Here is a 20,231-nt window from a genome sequence, read left to right on the forward strand (position 1 = left end):
ATCTAATTCTCCTTCAAGCATCTTTTCAATACCGCGCTTTTGAATTTGTTTTAAAAAACTGCTGAGTTCATCTCCAGTCTTAAACTGTTTTAAAAAATCGTCGGATAATAAATCTTCTTTTTTCATGAGTGTGTAAAATTTAAAATTAAACAAAAAAATATCGAGGGTTGCAACCCTCGATATTTTTTAATTACACACTTCGTGGCTTAGTGCCGATGATTTCTTTAAACACTACTAATATCATTTCCTAAAAAAGGATCTTAACTTACTCATTAATCCTTTGGGTTTAACAAAGGTTTTTACATATTGTTTTCTGTGGTTATCTTTATAGTTATATCGCTCTAAAATAATATTAACCTTTTCTTTATATTTTTTACCTTTTTCTTGATCAATCTGGTTTATAAAATTGGCATACCCATGAATCTGAGATAATAGATCCGCCTTGCCTGTCCATACTTTATCTTTTAAACCATCTTTTTCTATTTGGTATAATAATGCTCGAAATCTTTTTAATGATTTCTTATCAATATTTGGCTTTTCATTGACCACAACTCCTGTTACTTCTTGTCGCACTCCTTTTTTCATTACTCGTAACTTATCGGGATGTAGGGTAAAATTTTCTTCTTTTACTACCCTACGAGAATACTTAAGCATATTAGTAATATGTGCGTACTGATCTTTTTCTCCAGAAAATGTGAGATCGTCTACATATCGTGTATAACTGAAACCATACTTACGTGCCAGCCCATCTAATCGATAGTCTAGTTTTCTACAAATAATATTAGTAATAGCGGGGCTGCAAGGGGATCCTTGTGGTAAAAAACGCTCCCCTCGTTGTGCATAATAATCTTCTCCTAGAACAGATATTTCTACTATTTTAGGCTCTGAACAAAGTAGTGCAAAAATAGTTGCTACCTGATCTGAATACCCTAATGACTGAAATACACCTTTAATCCTTGGGTACACTATAGAAGGAAAGAAATTCTTTAAATCTTGATTAATCACTACATCTTTTGCAACGTGTGGAATCGCATTTGTTTTAATTGACTTTCCTATAACACATCCGTGTGCTTGAGGGTGCATTGTAACTTTGTTTAGGATATTTTCCAAAATCCAATGCTGGGCTTTTTTTAGCTTAGGTTGTGGTGCTGATATGTACCTAAATCCACCTGTTTTTTTTGGAATCTGAAATCTTTTGTAATGATTTATTTTAGAGTTTTTTCTGGAAAATGATAAAAATCGAAGTTGCCCTATCGAAATATCCATCGCTTTAGCAACATCTTCTGCATTTTGTAAAACAGGTAATTTTTCTTGTTGTAATCTATCCTGTTTTGTGCTTTTATCATGTAATGTATGAGAATATCCTGCTCCAAGAAATAAGATATCCTTTTCCTTTGATTCTTTCCAACGATCGGCTTTTTCCTGCCTTAGTTTTTCTCTCTTCTCCTTTGTTTCTTTTTGACTCTGCTTAGAGGCTAGTTTTCGTTCTTTATGTTTTTGAGCTAGAAAAGCTTCAGGGTTTTCTACCAGTCTTTTTTCTCTAAGCAATTTTTGTAACTGCTGGGATAATTCACTTTCTTCTTTGAAATATTGATTTACTGTTTCAAAATCAACCTGACCTTCATTCCAAAATCCAAGACGCTTCATCTCTTCTAGGATATACTGATCTTTTGACGATTCTTTTATTTTATCATAAATCTCTTGTCTTCTGGTTGCAGAATCTGCCATAGTATATGGTATAAAAAAAGTAGCGATAAGATGTATTTTATTCCCTTCGTACAATTCTAAAGACTGGATTGAACAACTCCAGTGAAATAGGTACTATAGTGCTATTTCACTTCGTAGAAGTCTAACCGGAAATGGCACTATAGTACCTATTTCACAAGTTAAGTTCGAGCCAGTGACGCGTTTAGTGTCTGTATGCAGGATTGGCGATCCACCAATCAAAATGCAAGGTTTTCTCTCTTATCACTACCTGTTACAAATATAATTTATTTATCTTCAAAAGCAATCCTAAGTGCTAATATATGGGCACAAGGACCTTTTGTCATTTTGTTATTATAATAATATGCGCAAGTACAATTTCCATCAACAATTCTAAGGTCTCTATCTACCGTTACACTAGGTGTATAGGTCTTATCTACAACCCCTGTAATGGTAATTTTTTCTTGATTTTCTTTATGTTCTATATTACGTACTCCATCTTCTTGTTGTGAAATCTTATAGGCTTCTTTATCTGTATCACTAGAAAAACGTAATGCATCTATATCTATTCCTTCTCGTTTTAATTCTCTGGCACGGTATACTTTGTTTTTTAAATCATAAATCACTTTACCTGCTTGCGTAAATGTTGTTAATGCTTTATTTACTGTAGACACATCCATCCCAACATCTGTAGCTAATTCTTTTTCTGTACGAAACCAATTCTTTCTTAACTCAAGATATATGGTTTGCAATGCAGAAGAAGACACTTGTCCTCTTGGTGCTAACAAATCCAGTTGGCTAACCTGTGTCCAATCGTTTGCTGTCCATCCCGAAAGCCCTAATGTAAAATACATATCATTGTTTAGGTGCGCTGTGTAAAAAGATGGCATTCCAGTTCCTAAAAGGTGTACTGTAAATTTATCTGTTATTGGCAATAAGCGTTCTAATAACAGAATTCGTCGTCGTCCCCAAACACGTATTTCTTTTTCAACATCTCCTTGATAAATGGATCGTGAACATTCTATCTCAATATTCCAAGGCTCGAAAACGGCTATAATTGGTTGTCCTGGTTTTAGGATATACTTAATAGATCGTGGACTTTTTCTTTCTTTATTTCGTTTTAAGACAAAAATAAAATTAGCAATATCAACGGCTTCTAACTCAAAGGATATTTTCTCGCTGGTCATTGCCGAGCTTACTTGTAAGAAGCCACGAAGCCAACTATCTGGCAAATCTATTTTTATTTCTTTATAATTTTCTTCTCCTGTAGTCTGCACATCAAAACCACTGGGATCAATCTTAAAATCTGTTTCTTTATAGCTACGTATTTTCTGAAACTCCTGATATAAATTTTCTGAGTAATCTATATTGGTAGTTCCACATTTAAAATCACTGATGTTAGTAAATACGTCATAATTACAAGATAGTTTACCGTATACAGATTCATCTTTACTAAAACATTCAAAAAAAACTTGATCAGGATGTACTGTAATCACAGGGTCCAATACTAGCCAAGCTGCATAATCTCTTGTGTATAAGTAGTTAAAATATTTTCTTTGCGCTTTATAATAAGGTTTTGTTATTACTTCTCGCTGCTCTCGCAATCCTTTTAGTTTTCTTTGTAATTCGTGTATCTCTGTATTGGTTTTATCCAGTTTTTGATTGGCTTCTGCTAACCATACTTCTTCCTGACTTTTTAACCATTCTAAGTATTGGGTATTATCTTTGGGCTTGAACTTAAAATCTGCAACCACCACATCGTGTAATGCTGAAATGGCTTCTCTAAAAGGAATCTTTTTGTGTAGAGTTCCAATAAAAAACGTAGGATCTCTAAGTACATCTGGTGCAAAAGCAACACCTGTTGATGAAACTCCATTTTGTACGCTGCTTGTTCCGCCATATTTATAGTTAAACTTCATACTTTAAACAGCTTTTATAATTAATGGGATTTCTATTTCAGGAAAAGTCTCCTTAATCGCAAGCATAATATCAATACACTTACTTTTATCTTTTATTGTTTTGGTTGCCAATACAGAATCAAGAACTCTAATTACCATATTAGCTACTAACGGGTCTTTAACACCTTCTTTTTCTAAAAATCCATATACTCTTGCTTTTGCAGCACTATTTGTATTTATATTAAATAGTGTAGTTTTAAAAAAAGCTTCTAGTTTTAGAATTACTTCTGGCGCATCTCGGGCATAAGTATCTAAATAATTAGTGGTAAAAAATTGCATTGTCTTAGAAGGATGTTCTTGTAATTTTAATAATAATTGTAACCCTTCTTCTTTTCTAAAGCGAGTAGTTACCATTTTCCTTCCAAATGCCTGTACGTCTTGTTTGGTGTGATCACATATATATAATAATGTGTCCAAAGTCCAGGTTTCTGTTTTTATAGTATTGTCAAAAAAATCAAATGCCCATTCTCTAGCATCTTTCCAATCTGTATTAAAAATTCGTAAAGCTTCTTCAAATTCATAATTGATACGGGATGGGTTACTTTTAAAATATACCTCTAGTGTATCACGAATTACTCTAACATCACTTGTTGATAATGATATAAGTTGTGATATGGTTAAATCATGGAGTTGAATTCGTTTCTGAAATATCGGAGTTCCTAGTTTTTGTGCAAATTCATATTTAGACAATATCAGTGCAAGAATTCCATCTTGATTTACCTCCTGTAAATCATTTCCATAGTATTTTGTCAATACTTCATAACTACTTTTATGAACTCCTTCATAGGATTCTTCTTCGGTAAGTACTTGCAGTAATTTATCCAATAACCCTTGTTTAAATTTTTTATCTAAACCTGTCAACTTTCCTATTGTAGGTTGGATAGCCTCGCGTACTTCTATATGTGGAGAAAAACAATACCCGCTTATGAGTTGATGATGCTCTAATAAATATTGATCCGGAAAATCTGATACTAATTCTATTCCTGCCTTTCTTAATACTTCTTCATCGGCATTTAAATATTCTCCTACATAATCTTTTGACAGTTCATAAGTAGGGATTGTATTTACTCTACTTAATGTTGCTGCAAATAATTTATTAGCAATCGAGCTACTATTAACTAATTCTTTAATCTTTTCTTTGGATACATCTTTCAATAACTGCCCAAAATATGTTTTCCCAATTAATTCATTTATTTTTAAAAGAAAATCGAATGGATAGGTATTTGATGTTTCTAAAAATGGTGCTAATTGATCTATATGTAATGGCAAATCATAGGCTACTTTATTCTCATATAATTTATACACATAAGCTGTAACTTCTGATCTTTCAATTACTATTAATGCTGCTAAAAAATCAGCACTCTTCATATAGTCAACTTCATATTTTTGCAACCACTCTAAGCCAAGGGTCTGAGCTTTTTTACTGTTGGATAAAAGTAACGATAATAGAATTTCTTCCTCTGGTTTTTCTGTTTCATATTTTTTCTCCAGAATATCTATTACAATATTAACTACTCGTGCATCGTAATGAATTATTAATTTCCTGAAGATGTCAGGAGGAATTTCATCCAAAAAACTGGGTTGGTCTTCTATGATACGAATTGAAAAGCGAATTGCTTCTTCACTTTTTGCATTGGCAAGAATATATAATACTTCTTGCGGTTTGGTGTTCCATACTTCTTGTAAGGCTTCTTCTCTAGGTAATTGAGTTGTGCCAGAAACATCTCCCACATAATACCATCTTTTTCTGGTGCGATGAAACCTTTCTGCATTACCATATAAAACATACATTAATGCTGGAAAATCACAATATTTAGGATACTGTTGTTTTATAGTTTCATAATTTCCTGTATCATAATCGTAATTATACTGATATTTTGTTTCTTCACTTCTCTTATCGGTAGCGTCATCTAAACTGCATAATAATTCTTTAGCAAAATCCACATACCCATTTACATTAAATTTCCCTAGAGAGTGTATAGTTTTATAGGTTGCATTACCAAAATATTCTTTGGTTTTTCTAGAAAAAGCAATTCGTGGATTATTTTTTTTCTTTTCCTCATCAGCAGATATCCAATTCCAATCTGAGTCATAAGTACCATATCCTCTATATCCAGGTTTACTAATAGCGATACGCTTAGAAATTAAAGCATAAAAAACAAAATCTTCGGTTACTTCGGCAGTTCTATATATATACCGAATAGACTTAAATGTATTTAATTTTAGTGGTAATCGATTTATAAATGTATACAATATATCTCTTAATTGAGTATCCTGATAGGAGAGAAGATACAGATAATATATACATAGTGGATGCATACCACTTTCTTTCATAAAATAAGCTGCCAGTTCACTTAAGAGTTCCTGTTTATTGTTTAAATGATCTACTATTTCTATAGGTAGTTCTTTTTTGGCGTATTCAAATATTTCTTTTTGATACAGGTTTCCTTCATTCGAGGTTTTAAGTAAGTATGCTGCTGCTGCTCTTCCTACTTTATTGGTACATTTTTTTTCATCAAAAACATGAAAAATCCTTTCTATTACAGTTGTATCTTTAAATTTTGCCAATACTAAAATAGCAGAATATTGTTCAAATTCATCTTTGGATGTAATAAAATGAGAAATATGTTCTGAAGATTCCACAAGACCAAGGGCTCCTGCTCTCCATATAATTCTGGATACTTTCCAATCTCTTGTATAATTACCTAAGACAGCATCTTTAAGGTATTTGAGAATTACTTCATTTCGTGCCGTATTTACATTGTCATCTTCATTTATTTCTGTTTTTTGGATCAAAGCATTTTCTTGATCTTCTTCTGCATATCCCTTATTTTCTTTGCTTTTTACAAGTTTATCGAATGTAGTTGCTGCTTCTTCATAAGAGACAGGAAAGACCGTTTTTGTTCCTTCTCTAAGGGTACTTCCTTGTCTTCCATATCTAAAATTAACAACAAATAGTTCTGAATCTACTTCGCAAAGATCTACTTCATATATTTTATCCGATTTTGCATCTTTAAAATATAGTGATTTGCTTTTTAGTAATTTCAATGTGAATTGGATTTTATGAACTAAAAATCTCGCTTTTAAATGATATTTCAAAATTAATCATTACTATTTTTTGACTGTATTTAGTTTTTATTGGAATGCTTGTGTTTTACCTTCTGTTTTTGATATTTATTTTCTTTAGTATACCTGCAAAAACACTCCATTAGGATAGATGTAAAAGAAATAGAGAATAGGAAAACTTAAACGAGGTAAAGAAAATCAAAGACAAGTTTCTGTATTGATGATGGTAAAATCAAAAATAAGTAGTCTTCTTTTTGATAAATAGAAAACCTAAAAAAATAAGAGGTTAAATGGATACAAATTACAATTGAATAAATTACTCTTATTCCCTAAAAAAACATAGACAAAAACCAACAGTTTATTTAACAATACGTTAGCTTTTAAAACTTTAAATACACAACTCTTTAACATAAATACATTATCGCAAATAAAGCGGCTAATCTTCACATCGATGTCCTGTATATATAAAAGCATACCATTTGTATATTTTATTTTGCTAAAACCATATAAAGAATCAATTTAGATTGTTTAGTCAATAAAATTGACTGCGTATTAACAATTAAATTATTTTTTTAAACTCAACTTAATTCATTTAACTATGAACAAAACAACTAAATGTACAATAAAGAAGTTTCTTTATCAAAAGGGCTTAAAACAGCTAGTCATGGCTCTGGTTTTCATGATTGGTTACACCAGTATCGCTCAGGTAAACTCAGAAGAAAGTCACAGGGCAACCAACTATTCTAAACAAGTAATAGAAGAACACCCATTGGTATCAAGAGCTCAATGGGATGTTTTATTCCCACACAGATTCGGATCAAAACTAGTAGGAGATATCTATGTAATCGATCCTAAAGATGATTTTTACAGCTATGACGCATTTATAGAAGCTATCAAAAGAATGAAGAACATTAGAGTGATGTTTGAAAGAAGATGTGGAACCAATGCATATAGAATAACTCGAACGGACAAAACCACTGGAGCTTCTTTATTATTGAGAACTCATGTTGATTTTGATGCACCAAGAAACTTAGAAAAAGAGATCATTATAGATAATGTTGATTACGCCTCATTCTTAGAAGAAGGAACGTTAGAAACTAGAAAAAGAGAGCTTGCTGCCTTTTTTGCAAATATCTCTCACGAAACTACAGGAGGATGGGATACAGCACCAGGAGGAAGATTCTCTTGGGGATTACATTTCAATGAAGAAAAAACAGATGCTCCTTATGTAGCTGCAAACGACCCTCACTATCCTGCAACACCAGGTCAATCATATAAAGGAAGAGGCCCTATTCAACTTTCTTATAACTTTAACTATGGAGCTGCTAGTCATATCATCTTTGGAGACAAACAAATTCTATTAGATAATCCTGGTAAAGTACTTGAAGACTCTGCTTTAGCATTTGAAACAGCTATTTGGTTCTGGATGACACCTCAATACCCAAAACCATCTGCACATACAGTAATGGCAGACACTTGGGTTCCTAATGAATTAGATATCGAAAAAAACAGAGTTCCTGGATTAGGAATGACTGTAAACATCATCAATGGAGGTATCGAATGTGGACACGGAGGTGCTTCAGAAAAAGGGCAAGTAGCAGACAGAATTGGATATTACGAACGATTTACTGGTATCTATAATATCGGAACAGATATGGATGGTGTAAATGATTTATCTGACTGTGGTTGTAAAGATATGACTAAATATTCAGGTAATTCTGGTGGTGACTTTACTGCTGAGCCATGTGCGCAGAAACCTGCGATTACCTTTGTATCTCCAACTAACAATCAATTAATCCTGCAAAATACTTTTGCTGCCGTTGCTGTAAAGATAGAAGTAGATCAAAAAAACTCTGTTCTAAAAACTCTTACAACAACTATTGGAACAGAAACATTTAATGGTACTACTTTTTCATGGACTCCTACTGGATACGGAAGCCATGTTATGACTTCTAGTGCAACTTTCGAAAACGGAAAAACTGCCACTACTACTAATAAAGTAATCATTTGGGATGGTACTAATCTTGATTGTAATGAAATCCCAGAATGGATAAACGTTAGAATCTATAAAGACAAAGATAACTATGTGAGATACAATAATGCAATCTACAGAAACAAGTGGTATGCACCCAACGGTAGTACACCAGGAGTTGATGGAGTTTGGGAACTGGTTAAAGAATGTACTGGAACACCTAGTTCTGCACCAACTGTTAACTGGGAGAAACCAACAAATGGCCAAATCATAGAAGCTACAACACTTCCAACACTTACATTAGCTGCAACTGCAACAGATAGTGATGGTACTGTACAATCTTTCTCTTTCAAGCACAATAATACTGTTATCACTGCTACAAAAACAGGAGATCAATATACTGCAGATTTTACACCTGCCGCATTCGAAACAATTACTATCTCAGCTATAGCTACAGATAACGATAACAATACTACAGAAAACAAAATTACTTTTACTGTACAAGAAAATACAGGTCAAAATACGGCTCCTTCAATATCAGGAGTTTTGCCTGCTAATTCAAGTACTATCGAGCAACTACAATTAGCTAGTGTTCCATTAAAAGCATTGGTAAATGATAATGTATCTGTTAGTAGTGTTGTTTTTATGGTAAATGATACTGCCGTTGCTGCGATTCAAAGCCCATCTGGAGAATATACTGCTAATTGGATGCCTACTTCTTTTGGACAGGTTACTTTTAAAATAATTGCTACTGATGGTGAAGGCTTATCTTCAGAAAGCAATACTACTTTTACTGTTAAAAAGAAAACTACTGGGGGAACCTGTGGAGATGTTGCTACATGGGAAGCAAAAATATACCCGTCTTCTGGTCAACTTGTTAACTATGAAGGAAAAGTATATAAAAACAAATGGTATGCTGAAAGTACAGATACTCCAGGAATAAATGATGTATGGGACTATGTAAAAGATTGTAATGGTGGAGCTTCAGAAGACTATTGTGGATCACAACTGTGGGCTGCTACCAAAGCATATAACGGTAACGATAAAGTATATTATTCTAAGAAAATATACCAAGCTAAACACTGGACCAAAGGAAGTATACCAAACACTAGCAACGAATGGACTTTTGTTTCAGACTGTGTTCCTATAAGCTCTATTACGACTAAAGTATATCCTACTGTAATCTCTGACCAGATTAATATTAGTGTAAACTCTAAAAAGAGTACTATTTTGAAAATTGTACTTTATGACTATTCAGGTAAAAAAGTACAAACTCTTGTAAACAAAAATATCCTTGAAGGAAATACTGTTTTTACAGAGGATCTTTCTTCTTTGAAAAAAGGTTTATATATCTATAAAATTTACATAGATGGTAAGGTTATAACAGAAAAATTAATCAAAAATTAATAATATGTATGAAGGTGGCTAGTGTTCATTTAGTCACTTTTTCTCTAATTCCCAGCTGTTCCTACTGCTATAATTTTCTAGTAGAAGTTATGAATAAACGGTAAGAGTTAGCAAATAAATGCTGAGAACCAGTTACAGTAATGTAGCTGGTTTTTTTATTGTTTTAATTAATGAATCATTATTTTATAATTTGACTACCTTTTTCGGATAAAATAAATCAATAACCTCGGAACAAGCTCACGAGGTATGCCTATGATTTTTTTATGAAATTGTTACTTGTACTTGAATAAAGTAATATCAAATTAATTATTATCTAAAAAGCGCCTTTTTTTGAAGAAAAGGCGCTTTTTAAAAGTTATACTTTTTTATCTTTTAGAATCCATAATTTACACCAAGTCCAAACACTTCTCTAATTTGAAAAGCACGAACTGCATTATCATCATAGATTGCTTGAAAAGTAATGTTTGTAGATAAATATTTATTGATCTTCATTACAACATTAGCTGTATAGTCTATATCCGTATTTTGCGGGTCTTCTAAATAATTAGAATATAAATTTAAAATATTTTCTATAGATATATTTTTCATGATTTCAAACTTGGCATATCCACTAAGTGAAGCTCCAAATTCAAAACGAGAAGTTTCGTTTGCTTCTACCCCAAAATAACCTCCGGAAGTATTAAAAGCATCAATAGCAGCTTGTGAATTGCCAACATCTGTAAATTCTTTATGAACAAATATCATCCTAGCTGTTGCAGGAGCTATATTAACATAAAGATTATCACTTTTTTTCCATAGCATACCAGGGCCAAACTGTAAATATGCAGGCGAAAAGAAATGAGTAGTTCTAACACGAGTTTTTTCTGTTAAAGCATTACCATTTATCATCACAGGAACTCCCTGATCATCTAAAAGTGGTGTTTCTCTATCCTCAAATCCAGAATCCATTTGTGTTCTAAAGTTTAAGAACAAAGAATAATACCAATTAGATTCTTTTATTTGCTTTCCTAAAATAGAGTTTAACTCTAAACGGTCATTTGTTTTTCTTGTAAAATCGTCTCCTTTTATTTTTGTTAAACCATAATCAGCAATAATTTTATTATCCCAAGAAATTGGTCCTTTTCTGTAGTTAAAACCATACGATATCGAAAGGTTAGCTGCGATATTCGAAACTCCACCACCAGTCCAATCATTATTAAAAGCAGATTGATTAAATAATAAGCTAATATTTCCTCCTCTGGTCCACCCCTCTTTTGGAGCTTCACTCTCTTTTGTTTCTTCTTGAGCAAATGAAATTGCAGAAATTGCTATTAATGATAGTGTTAAAAGTGTTTTTTTCATGTAATACATAGTTTTTAGTTTTAATGAGTCATTTTTAAAAGTTACGTAATTTGTGGGTATCAATGACTGCCTATATTTTTACGTTGGCAAATATATTTTAAGGAACGATTTTTACTGTAAAAAAAAGCTCATAGCGTAGTGTTTTTCGACAAAAGACACTATTTGCAGACAAAAGGTTTTATTTTCTTTTGTATAGAGGTACAGAGGAACAAGCTTCGCCATACATAAGGCTTTTTGCAACTGGTTGTAGTTTTTGGATTAATGCAATATAAGCTCCTTGAGGGACTGGTTTATTAGCACATCCTTTTATAATAATAAACTTGTCTTGATATTTAGAAATATCGAGATTCCTAATAATTTCATTATAAAGAAGCGTTTCAATAGTTTCTAAAGATCCTACCACCACTTTTTTTACAAAAGGAAATGCAGCACTAGTTACTAATAAATATGCCCAACCTGGGATAATAGCATCTGTAGAACAAGTTAATGCAAGATAAGCATCTTGATACTGGCTCCAATCATGATCCATTACTTGTTTTCTAAAGTCTTTTTCACGTAAAATCAACCCTTCATATAGCCAATCTTTTATATCAAAAAGTATACGGTTTCCTTTAGGATAATATTCTTCTAAATCAAAAGTGATTAAATTTATATTACTAGCGACTTTATTTACAATTTCTTCTGCCATTATCGTATTGTAATTTTATTTATATCCTATTTTTTGGGATAGTTCTATTTTACTTTTTGTAAAATTTCCTGTTCCAAATGCAATTTCTTTCCCATCTTCATTATATAAAACAGATTCTGCAACAAAATGATTTCTGGATCTAAACTTAATCTTTCCTACCGATGTAATAATTCCTTTATGTACTGGTCGGACTAAATTAATAGTAAATGAAGTAGTTAGTACAAAAGCATCTTTTATAACTGAATTTACAGCAAAAAACGCAGCATCATCTAATAATTTAAAATAAACTGAGCCGTGTATTGCTCCTAAAGCATGAAAATATTTTTCTGAAATCTCTAGTTCTATTTGTGCCAATCCTTCAGAAATTTTTATGGTAGTAGTATCATACACTTTTGTATTAATATTTGCTTGTAGATACATTCTTTCTAATTTACTATAATGTTCAGGATCCATTTTCCTTATTTAGTGGTTGTAGAAAGTATTAATAATATTACCTTAGAGCATTCCTAACTCTAATTTAGCCTCTTCACTCATTAAATCCTGTGACCAAGGTGGATCAAAAGTAAGTTCCATCTCTACATCGTTTACAGCATCTAGAGATTTTACTTTTTCTCGTATTTCTTCTGGTAAAGATTCTGCAACTGGGCAATTAGGAGAAGTAAGTGTCATTAAGATTTTTACATCCTGATCTTCATTAACAAATACGTCATAAATTAAACCTAATTCATATATATCTACAGGGATCTCAGGATCATAAATAGTTTTTAAAACTTTTACTATTTTTTCTCCTAGTTCGTTAGTGTCTATATTGGTTTCACTCATTTTATTTGATTTTATACTCTTTGCTAGGTAAGACCTAGTAAAAAAAGTAATTAATTTAATTGGGTTTGGTAAGCAACAGCATATAGTTTTATCTGCTTAATCATACTTACTAAACCATTAGCACGTGTTGGTGACAAGTGTTCTTTTAATCCAATTTCATCTATAAAATTGGTATCTGCCTTAATAATATCTGTAGGGTGTTGCCCAGAAAAAGTTCGTATTAAAATTGCGATAATACCTTTCGTAATAATTGCATCACTATCTGCGGTAAATTCAACTTTGTTATCTTTCATTTCGGCATGTACCCATACTTTACTTTGGCATCCTTTAATGATATTATCTTCTGTTTTATATTTTTCTTGAATAAGGGGAAGTGATTTTCCTAGCTCTATCATATACTCATATCGCTGCATCCAATCATCAAACATACTAAACTCGTCAACAATCTCTTCCTGAATTTCTTGAATCGTCATTACCTACAATTTTTTAACAAAAGTACGATAAGAAATGAGCATAATCAAGATTTTCATTCGTAACTAAAAAGTATTATTATGCAATTTCTATATAGACTTACATTTGTATAGTTCTACTCATAAAAAAACAACAATTTAAGCAGGTTAATTATTGTTTTCTATACTTTCTGCTAATCCTAGTATAGCAGTAATTAATGGTTCTATTTCTTGAGGAGGGTTGCCATGATCAAAACCACTGGAAGTATATGTTTGGCTGGAAATAGTTATTTTTAATTGCGCATGTGGCGCTCCATCAAAAAGGCGTTTTTCAGTTGGTGATTTTAGAATATCGATTTTTTTAAAATCTATATTTTTTAAAAGAGAAAGAATGGATTTCCAATCTTCTTTTGAGCATTCTTTAGAGGAAAATTTCTTTAAATTTCTATCTGTTGTTCTTTCTATAAGATCCTTATTTATTTTAATTTGAAGAAAAGATGCTCTAGACAAAGATTCATATTCAATATGTATTACTGTATCTGGAAAATTTGGAGTTATAGAGAGGTCTTTTTCTTTAGATAGTATTTTAACTAAGGTATATTGTAATGAAGAACCATCTGCGGGAGGATTTTCGATCTTAGTAATTGCAACTTCTATTTCGTATATATATCCTTCTTCATATTTAAAACCCTCTATAGTATCGTAAAAAAACAACCAATCCTCTGTAGGGTTCTCTTTATATAATATACATTTTTGAGGAGCTTCTCCTACACAATCTGCTAAAGAACCCGCAATGAATATTGTTTTTGTCTCTTTGCAAGAAGAAAATAAAAAGATAAAGGATACTAAAACAACAAAGTTATTCATAAGGTAAAGGTTTTAGACTATCAAACAGTATATTGTATACTAATATAAATAGCAAACGAATTCTTCTTAGTTTTTGTTATAAAATAAATACTAGCTTAGCATCATTTTTGCTTTTTTAACAGCTTCCACCAAAATATCTATTTCCTCTTTGGTATTGTAAAATGAAAAAGATGCTCTTACTGTTCCTGGTATTTTATAAAAATCCATAATAGGCTGTGCACAGTGATGCCCTGTACGAACCGCAACCCCTAATTTATCTACAATAGAACCTATATCATACGGATGAATATCCCCTATATTAAAAGAAATTACAGATGTTTTATTTTTGGATGTACCATAAATTTTTAAACCTTCGATTTCTAATAGTTTTTCTGTACCGTATTCTAACAGTTCTTTTTCATAGGCTGCAATAGTATCAAAACCAATTGCATTCATATAATCCAACGCTACTCCAAACGCTATTCCTCCACATATGTTAGGAGTACCCGCCTCAAATTTATGTGGTAGACCGGCATAAGTAGTTTTTTCAAAAGTTACCTGATCTATCATTTCACCACCACCCTGATAAGGAGGAAGCTTATTTAACCATTCTTCTTTTCCATACAACAACCCGACCCCTGTTGGTCCACAAAGTTTGTGTGCAGATGCAACATAAAAATCTACGTCTAGAGCTTGAAGATCTGGTTTTATATGAGGACAAGACTGTGCACCATCAATCAATACGGCTGCACCAACCTTATGTGCTTTATGAATTATTTTTTCGATAGGATTTATTGTTCCTAAGGCATTAGAAATATGATTCACAAAAACAAGTTTGGTTTTATCAGATAATAATTGTTCATAAACATCCATTACTAACTCTCCTTCGAGATTCATAGGAATTACTTTAAGAACAGCTCCTGCACGCTCACAAAGCATTTGCCATGGTACAATATTAGAATGATGCTCTAGTGCCGAAACAATAATTTCATCTCCTTTAGACAAAAGATTAGTAAATCCTGTAGCTACAATGTTGATACTATGTGTGGTTCCTGAAGTTAGAATAATTTCATAGCTATGTTTTGCATTAAAATGCTCCTGTACTTTCTTACGAGCCATCTCATAAGCATCTGTTGCTTCTTGTGACAAAGTATGTACCCCGCGATGAATATTAGAATTATAATTACTGTAATAATCTACTATAGCATCTATAACTGCAAGCGGTGTCTGAGATGTTGCTGCATTATCAAAATATACCAAAGGTTTTCCGTTTATTTTTCTTTTAAGAATAGGGAAATCTTCTCTAATTTTTAGTACATCTAACATATTCATTTCTTTCTGCAAAAGTAATAAGTATTTCTAAGTAGGGTTGTTTATTTTTAGAATGATTTAACCCTTTTGTAAAATGAGTATTCTAAAAATGATTAAGCATAAAGATAATTTAGGAAATGTATAGTAGTATATATATATTTATTAATACACATTTAATCTTAAAACCACACTTTAATGAAACTCTTAAAAAAAATTATTGGTATTACACTTATAGTACTTGTAGCAGGGGCTTGTATTACCGCTATCCTCAGTTATCCTAAACTAACCATACTTACAGGATATTCTGCAAAAAACATGAATTCATCGGTTTTTATTGCAAACCGAAGTTTAGAATATACAGATGCAAATGATAACGATTTCTCCCCTGTAAATCTGGCAGAAGATATTATAGATAAAAAGAAAAATATGACGGTTGCTTCTGTATTTGGGCTTAAAGAAAGAAAAGCAATCTATAGAAAAGGACTAGGTAGTGTTTTGATTGATGAAAATTTTGATGAAAAGGTACCTGTAGTAGTCCCAAATAGAACGATAGTACCTACTAAATTATCCTATCCTTATGGAGACTTGGAACAAAAAGATACTATTTTTAATTCTATTAATTATAAAAAGATAGGTAATGCTGTTACTTCGATATTTGATACTGGTGTAGATAAAATAAAGAATACAAGGGCTGTCTTGGTTATCCATAAAGATCAAATCATTGCAGAAAAATATATAGACGGCTTAGATAAGACCTCAAAATTACTGGGGTGGTCTATGACTAAAAGCATTATTAGTACTGTGTATGGTGTTCTCGATAAACAAGGGAAAATAGACATTAATGATAAGGCTCCAGTACAAGAATGGAAAAATGATGAGAGAAAAAATATTACAATCCATAACTTATTACAAATGAACTGTGGTTTAGAATGGGAAGAGGATTATGGTTCTATCTCTGATGCTACAAAAATGTTATACGTAGATGCTGATATGACGTCTGCTCAAATTCATAAAAAAGCAATTCATAAACCAAATGAGTACTGGTACTATTCTTCTGGCGTATCTAATTTATTATCAGGTATATTAAGAAAACAATTTAAAAGTTATCAAGAGTATTTGGATTACCCTTATCGCGAATTTATTGATAAAATCGGAATGCATTCTATGCTTATAGAAACAGATATGGCGGGTAATTTTGTAGGATCTTCTTATGCTTGGGCAACAGTTAGAGATTGGGGTAAATTTGGGCTTTTATATCTTCATAAGGGAAACTGGAATGGGGAACAAATTTTTAATCCTGATTGGGTAGATTATGTTACTACACCAAGCCCAACTTCTAACGGGGATTATGGTGGTCATTTTTGGTTAAATGCAGGTGGTTTTTATCCAGATGCACCTAGAGATATGTTCTCTGCAAATGGATTTCAAGGGCAAAGAGTATTTATAATTCCATCTAAAGATTTAGTAATTGTTCGTTTTGGGTTGATAGGAGATGCAGGTGTAGATTTTAATACGTTTTTAAAAGAAATTATTTCTGCAATAAATTAATATACCAAAAACCCCCACAAGTATTAAATACTTGTGGGGGTTTTGTGTGATTTAAAAATAGTTTTTTCTGTTTTATAAATCAAAACCAAGGTTAACACCTAGTTTTTTGGAAATTAACTTATTAATTCTACTTTTTAGCTGAGGTATTTTTACACTTGATAGTACATTATTAGCAAATGCATACATTAATAAAGCTCTGGCTTCTTTTTCTCCTATACCTCTGGATCTCATATAAAATAATGCACTATCATCTAATTGCCCTATAGTACAACCATGTGAGCATTTTACATCATCTGCAAAGATTTCTAACTGAGGTTTAGAATTAATGGTTGCTTTATCACTTAACAATATATTGTTATTAGATTGAAAAGCATTTGTTTTCTGAGCCTCTTTATTTACAATTATTTTACCGTTAAAAACACCTGTTGCTTTTTCATCAAAAATACCTTTGTAATCTTGATGGCTTTCGCAGTTAGGTTCTTTGTGGTGTACTAATGTATTATGATCTACGTGTTGTTTTCCTTCGATAATTGTTATACCATTAAGAATAGAATCAATTCCCTCTCCTTTTTGATAAAAATTAAGATTGTTTCTGGTAATATTCCCTCCAAAAGCGAAAGTATGTACAGATGCCACACTTTGCGTATGTTGTTCTATGTAGGTACTATCTATTAAGGATGCATTTTGATTATCGTTCTGTATTTTATAATAATCTACAACAGCTCTTTTATCTGCAAAAATCTCGGTTACAGAATTAGTTAAAACTGGATTATCTGTTAAGCTTTGGTGACGCTCTATAATTTGTACATGAGAGTTTTCGCCAACAACAATCAGATTACGAGGTTGTAACATTTGTGCAGATTCTATTCCTGTAGAGAAATGTATAATTTGTATTGGTTTATCTGCCAGTTTATTTTTTGGAATATAGATATATGCTCCTTCTCTAGAAAAAGCAGTATTTAGGGATGTTATACCATCTTCTGTTGCTATTTTGTTAAAATAGTTTTCTATTATGGAACGATATTTTTCATGTGTTAATGCAGAAGACATTAAACAGACATCTATTTTATCATGTGTAGTTTCGGATAAATGAGAAGAATACTTTCCATCTATAAACACAATTTTATAAGTATCCAGATCATGAAGAAAGTATTTTTTTATATCCTTAAACTCTAAATTGTCCTCTTCCTTTGAAAAAATACTATAATCATGTTTTAAAACTGCGTTTAGCGAAGTATATTTCCACGCTTCTTCTTTTTTGGTAGGAAATCCTTTTTCTTCAAAAGTTTTAATAGCTTGGCTTCTGATATCATGAACAGCACTATCCACATCTACTGTATCTTCAAAAGCCAAAAAAGAGGATACTAATTTATCTTTCAACTCCATATTTAATTGCTTATTGTCTGTTGTTTGTCGTTTTATTTAAATAAAAGCTACGTTTACTATCGATGAATAATCGACATCCAACTAATTATGCATTTATTTCTTCCTTAATCCAATCGTATCCTTTTTCTTCTAATTCCAGAGCTAGATCTTTAGTTCCTGACTTTACGATTTTACCATCGTACAATACATGTACAAAGTCTGGAACTATATAGTCTAATAATCTTTGATAATGTGTAATAACTATAATGGCATTGTTGTCACTTTTTAGTTTGTTTACGCCATTAGCAACGATACGAAGAGCATCAATATCCAATCCAGAGTCTGTTTCATCCAGAATGGCTAATTTTGGTTCCATCATTGCCATTTGAAAAATCTCGTTACGTTTTTTCTCTCCACCAGAGAAACCTTCATTAAGAGAACGAGATAAAAATTTACGGTCGATTTCTAATAATTCAGATTTTTCACGAATTTTTTTAAGCATATCCTTTGCTGGCATTTCTTCAAGGCCTTGTGCTTTTCGCGTCTCATTAATAGCAGTTTTCATAAAATTAGTAACCGTTACCCCAGGAATTTCTACAGGATATTGAAAAGACAGAAAAACACCTTTATGAGCACGTTCCTCAGGTGCTAACTCTTCGATGTCTTCAGTTTCTAAAAGGATTTTTCCTTTAGTAACCTTGTATTCTTCTTTACCTGCTATAATATTCGCCAATGTGCTTTTACCGGCACCATTAGGCCCCATAATAGCGTGTATCTCTCCTGCTTTTACATTTAGGTTAAGACCTTTTAAGATTTCTTTCCCTTCGATACTTGCGTGTAAATCTGTAATTTTCAGCATCATCTCTTAATTTAAATATTTAGGTGCTTTTGGCAATTTATTAAAATCTTCTTTTTGGTGTTGTAGATATATTTTTGCATTTTTTGCTTTAGCAAAAGCTTCAAATTCATCCATACTTTTTAAAGTTTGTTTTGTGTCAAAATTAAAAATAGGAACTCTTCTGTGTTCTCTATTTTCATACATATGATACAAATCTCCTGTTAATAAAAGCGGGCCATGTTCTATCAAATCGAGGTATAAAACTTGATGCCCAGGAGTATGTCCTGGCATAGATTTGATAACGACACTTCCGTCGCCAAAAACATCAAAATCCCCGTTTATTTTTTTTATGTTTGTTAACTCTTTAATGGCATTATAGTTATCCGTATTTTTTTTCTGACTCGTTGGACTAGTAATAGAATCATATTCTACTTCTTGTACTAACCATGTAGAATTCTTGAAAACATTAGCATGACCAGTATGGTCAAAATGAGAGTGTGATAAAGCGATATACTTAATATCTTTTATACTCATCCCTATAGATTTCAATTGATTTCCTACGGAATCCTTTCGAGATACAGTAAATGCTCCACTAGCATCTGTAAAAGGTTCTGACAAATCAACTAGCATTTCAGGAAGACCTGCATCCCACATTAAATTACCTTTGGGGTGACTGATTATATAAAAAGCATTAGCAAATTCTTTGGTTTGACCATGATATGTGGTGTCTTGTGAAAAAAGTTCTAAGTTATTAACCATTATATGACCACCGTCTAAAGTGAAAAGCTTTACATCTGGTTTTTTTATTTCTTCAGAATTAACTATGGGATCTGAATTTTGTTTTTTTGTTTCTTTACAGGCAAAAATAACCACAGAAACAAATAATAAGGATATGTATTTTTTCACTTTATTTTTT

General features: G+C 31.9%; 15 protein-coding genes and 1 pseudogene. 2 read left to right on the forward strand and 14 right to left on the reverse strand.

From position 1 onward, the window contains the following. The 4 genes and pseudogenes from H527_RS24665 to H527_RS0119570 form a co-directional block, all read right to left on the reverse strand. Positions 1–126: pseudogene (locus H527_RS24665) on the reverse strand (IS256 family transposase); the annotation flags it as partial. Positions 127–240: 114 nt separating this feature from the next. Continuing rightward, a complete protein-coding gene (locus H527_RS22775) occupies positions 241–1,728 on the reverse strand; it encodes a reverse transcriptase family protein (protein ID WP_081414659.1) in 1,488 nt (495 codons plus the stop codon). 263 nt (positions 1,729–1,991) lie between these two features. Then, positions 1,992–3,623 (reverse strand): hypothetical protein, encoded by a 1,632-nt coding sequence (locus tag H527_RS0119565; protein WP_027414208.1) that lies wholly within the window; start codon positions 3,621–3,623, stop codon positions 1,992–1,994. A gap of 3 nt (positions 3,624–3,626) precedes the next feature. Continuing rightward, positions 3,627–6,710 (reverse strand): WGR domain-containing protein, encoded by a 3,084-nt coding sequence (locus H527_RS0119570; RefSeq protein ID WP_027414209.1) that lies wholly within the window; start codon positions 6,708–6,710, stop codon positions 3,627–3,629. A gap of 682 nt (positions 6,711–7,392) precedes the next feature. Between H527_RS0119570 and H527_RS23360 the strand changes: the two genes are divergently transcribed. Next, on the forward strand, positions 7,393–10,107 hold the full coding sequence (locus tag H527_RS23360) for a glycoside hydrolase family 19 protein (RefSeq protein WP_051316879.1): 2,715 nt from the start codon (positions 7,393–7,395) through the stop codon (positions 10,105–10,107). 372 nt (positions 10,108–10,479) lie between these two features. Here the strand turns inward: H527_RS23360 and H527_RS0119580 are convergent, their stop codons facing one another. The 7 genes from H527_RS0119580 to H527_RS0119610 form a co-directional block, all read right to left on the reverse strand. Beyond that, positions 10,480–11,448, reverse strand: a complete 969-nt coding sequence (locus tag H527_RS0119580) for a DUF3078 domain-containing protein (RefSeq protein WP_027414210.1) — start codon at positions 11,446–11,448, stop codon at positions 10,480–10,482. Between the two features lie 178 nt (positions 11,449–11,626). After that, a complete protein-coding gene (locus H527_RS0119585) occupies positions 11,627–12,136 on the reverse strand; it encodes a DUF2480 family protein (RefSeq protein WP_027414211.1) in 510 nt (169 codons plus the stop codon). Between the two features lie 15 nt (positions 12,137–12,151). Beyond that, a complete protein-coding gene (locus H527_RS0119590) occupies positions 12,152–12,589 on the reverse strand; it encodes a PaaI family thioesterase (RefSeq protein WP_027414212.1) in 438 nt (145 codons plus the stop codon). 42 nt (positions 12,590–12,631) lie between these two features. Next, positions 12,632–12,958 (reverse strand): SUF system Fe-S cluster assembly protein, encoded by a 327-nt coding sequence (locus H527_RS0119595; protein ID WP_027414213.1) that lies wholly within the window; start codon positions 12,956–12,958, stop codon positions 12,632–12,634. A gap of 50 nt (positions 12,959–13,008) precedes the next feature. Next, entirely contained in the window at positions 13,009–13,431 is a 423-nt protein-coding gene (locus tag H527_RS0119600) for a SufE family protein (protein ID WP_027414214.1), read from the reverse strand. A gap of 144 nt (positions 13,432–13,575) precedes the next feature. Beyond that, positions 13,576–14,274 carry a DUF4377 domain-containing protein gene (locus H527_RS23365; RefSeq protein ID WP_051316880.1) on the reverse strand — a complete coding sequence of 233 codons (699 nt, stop codon included), beginning with the start codon at positions 14,272–14,274 and terminating at the stop codon, positions 13,576–13,578. A 90-nt stretch (positions 14,275–14,364) separates the two neighbouring features. Further along, the gene (locus tag H527_RS0119610) at positions 14,365–15,579 is read right to left on the reverse strand and encodes an aminotransferase class V-fold PLP-dependent enzyme (protein WP_027414215.1); all 1,215 of its coding nucleotides are present in this window, start codon (positions 15,577–15,579) and stop codon (positions 14,365–14,367) included. A 180-nt stretch (positions 15,580–15,759) separates the two neighbouring features. Here H527_RS0119610 and H527_RS0119615 point away from each other — a divergent pair, with 180 nt between their 5' ends. Beyond that, positions 15,760–17,112 carry a serine hydrolase domain-containing protein gene (locus H527_RS0119615; protein ID WP_027414216.1) on the forward strand — a complete coding sequence of 451 codons (1,353 nt, stop codon included), beginning with the start codon at positions 15,760–15,762 and terminating at the stop codon, positions 17,110–17,112. Between the two features lie 72 nt (positions 17,113–17,184). Here H527_RS0119615 and sufD read toward each other — a convergent pair whose 3' ends face one another. The 3 genes from sufD to H527_RS0119630 form a co-directional block, all read right to left on the reverse strand. Then, the gene (gene sufD, locus H527_RS0119620; RefSeq protein WP_027414217.1) at positions 17,185–18,498 is read right to left on the reverse strand and encodes a Fe-S cluster assembly protein SufD; all 1,314 of its coding nucleotides are present in this window, start codon (positions 18,496–18,498) and stop codon (positions 17,185–17,187) included. Between the two features lie 85 nt (positions 18,499–18,583). After that, on the reverse strand, positions 18,584–19,336 hold the full coding sequence (gene sufC, locus H527_RS0119625) for a Fe-S cluster assembly ATPase SufC (protein ID WP_027414218.1): 753 nt from the start codon (positions 19,334–19,336) through the stop codon (positions 18,584–18,586). Positions 19,337–19,342: 6 nt separating this feature from the next. After that, positions 19,343–20,221 (reverse strand): N-acyl homoserine lactonase family protein, encoded by an 879-nt coding sequence (locus tag H527_RS0119630; protein WP_027414219.1) that lies wholly within the window; start codon positions 20,219–20,221, stop codon positions 19,343–19,345. Positions 20,222–20,231 lie beyond the last annotated feature (10 nt).

The organism is Aquimarina muelleri DSM 19832 (genome assembly GCF_000430665.1).
GTDB classification, from domain to species: Bacteria; Bacteroidota; Bacteroidia; order Flavobacteriales; family Flavobacteriaceae; genus Aquimarina; species Aquimarina muelleri.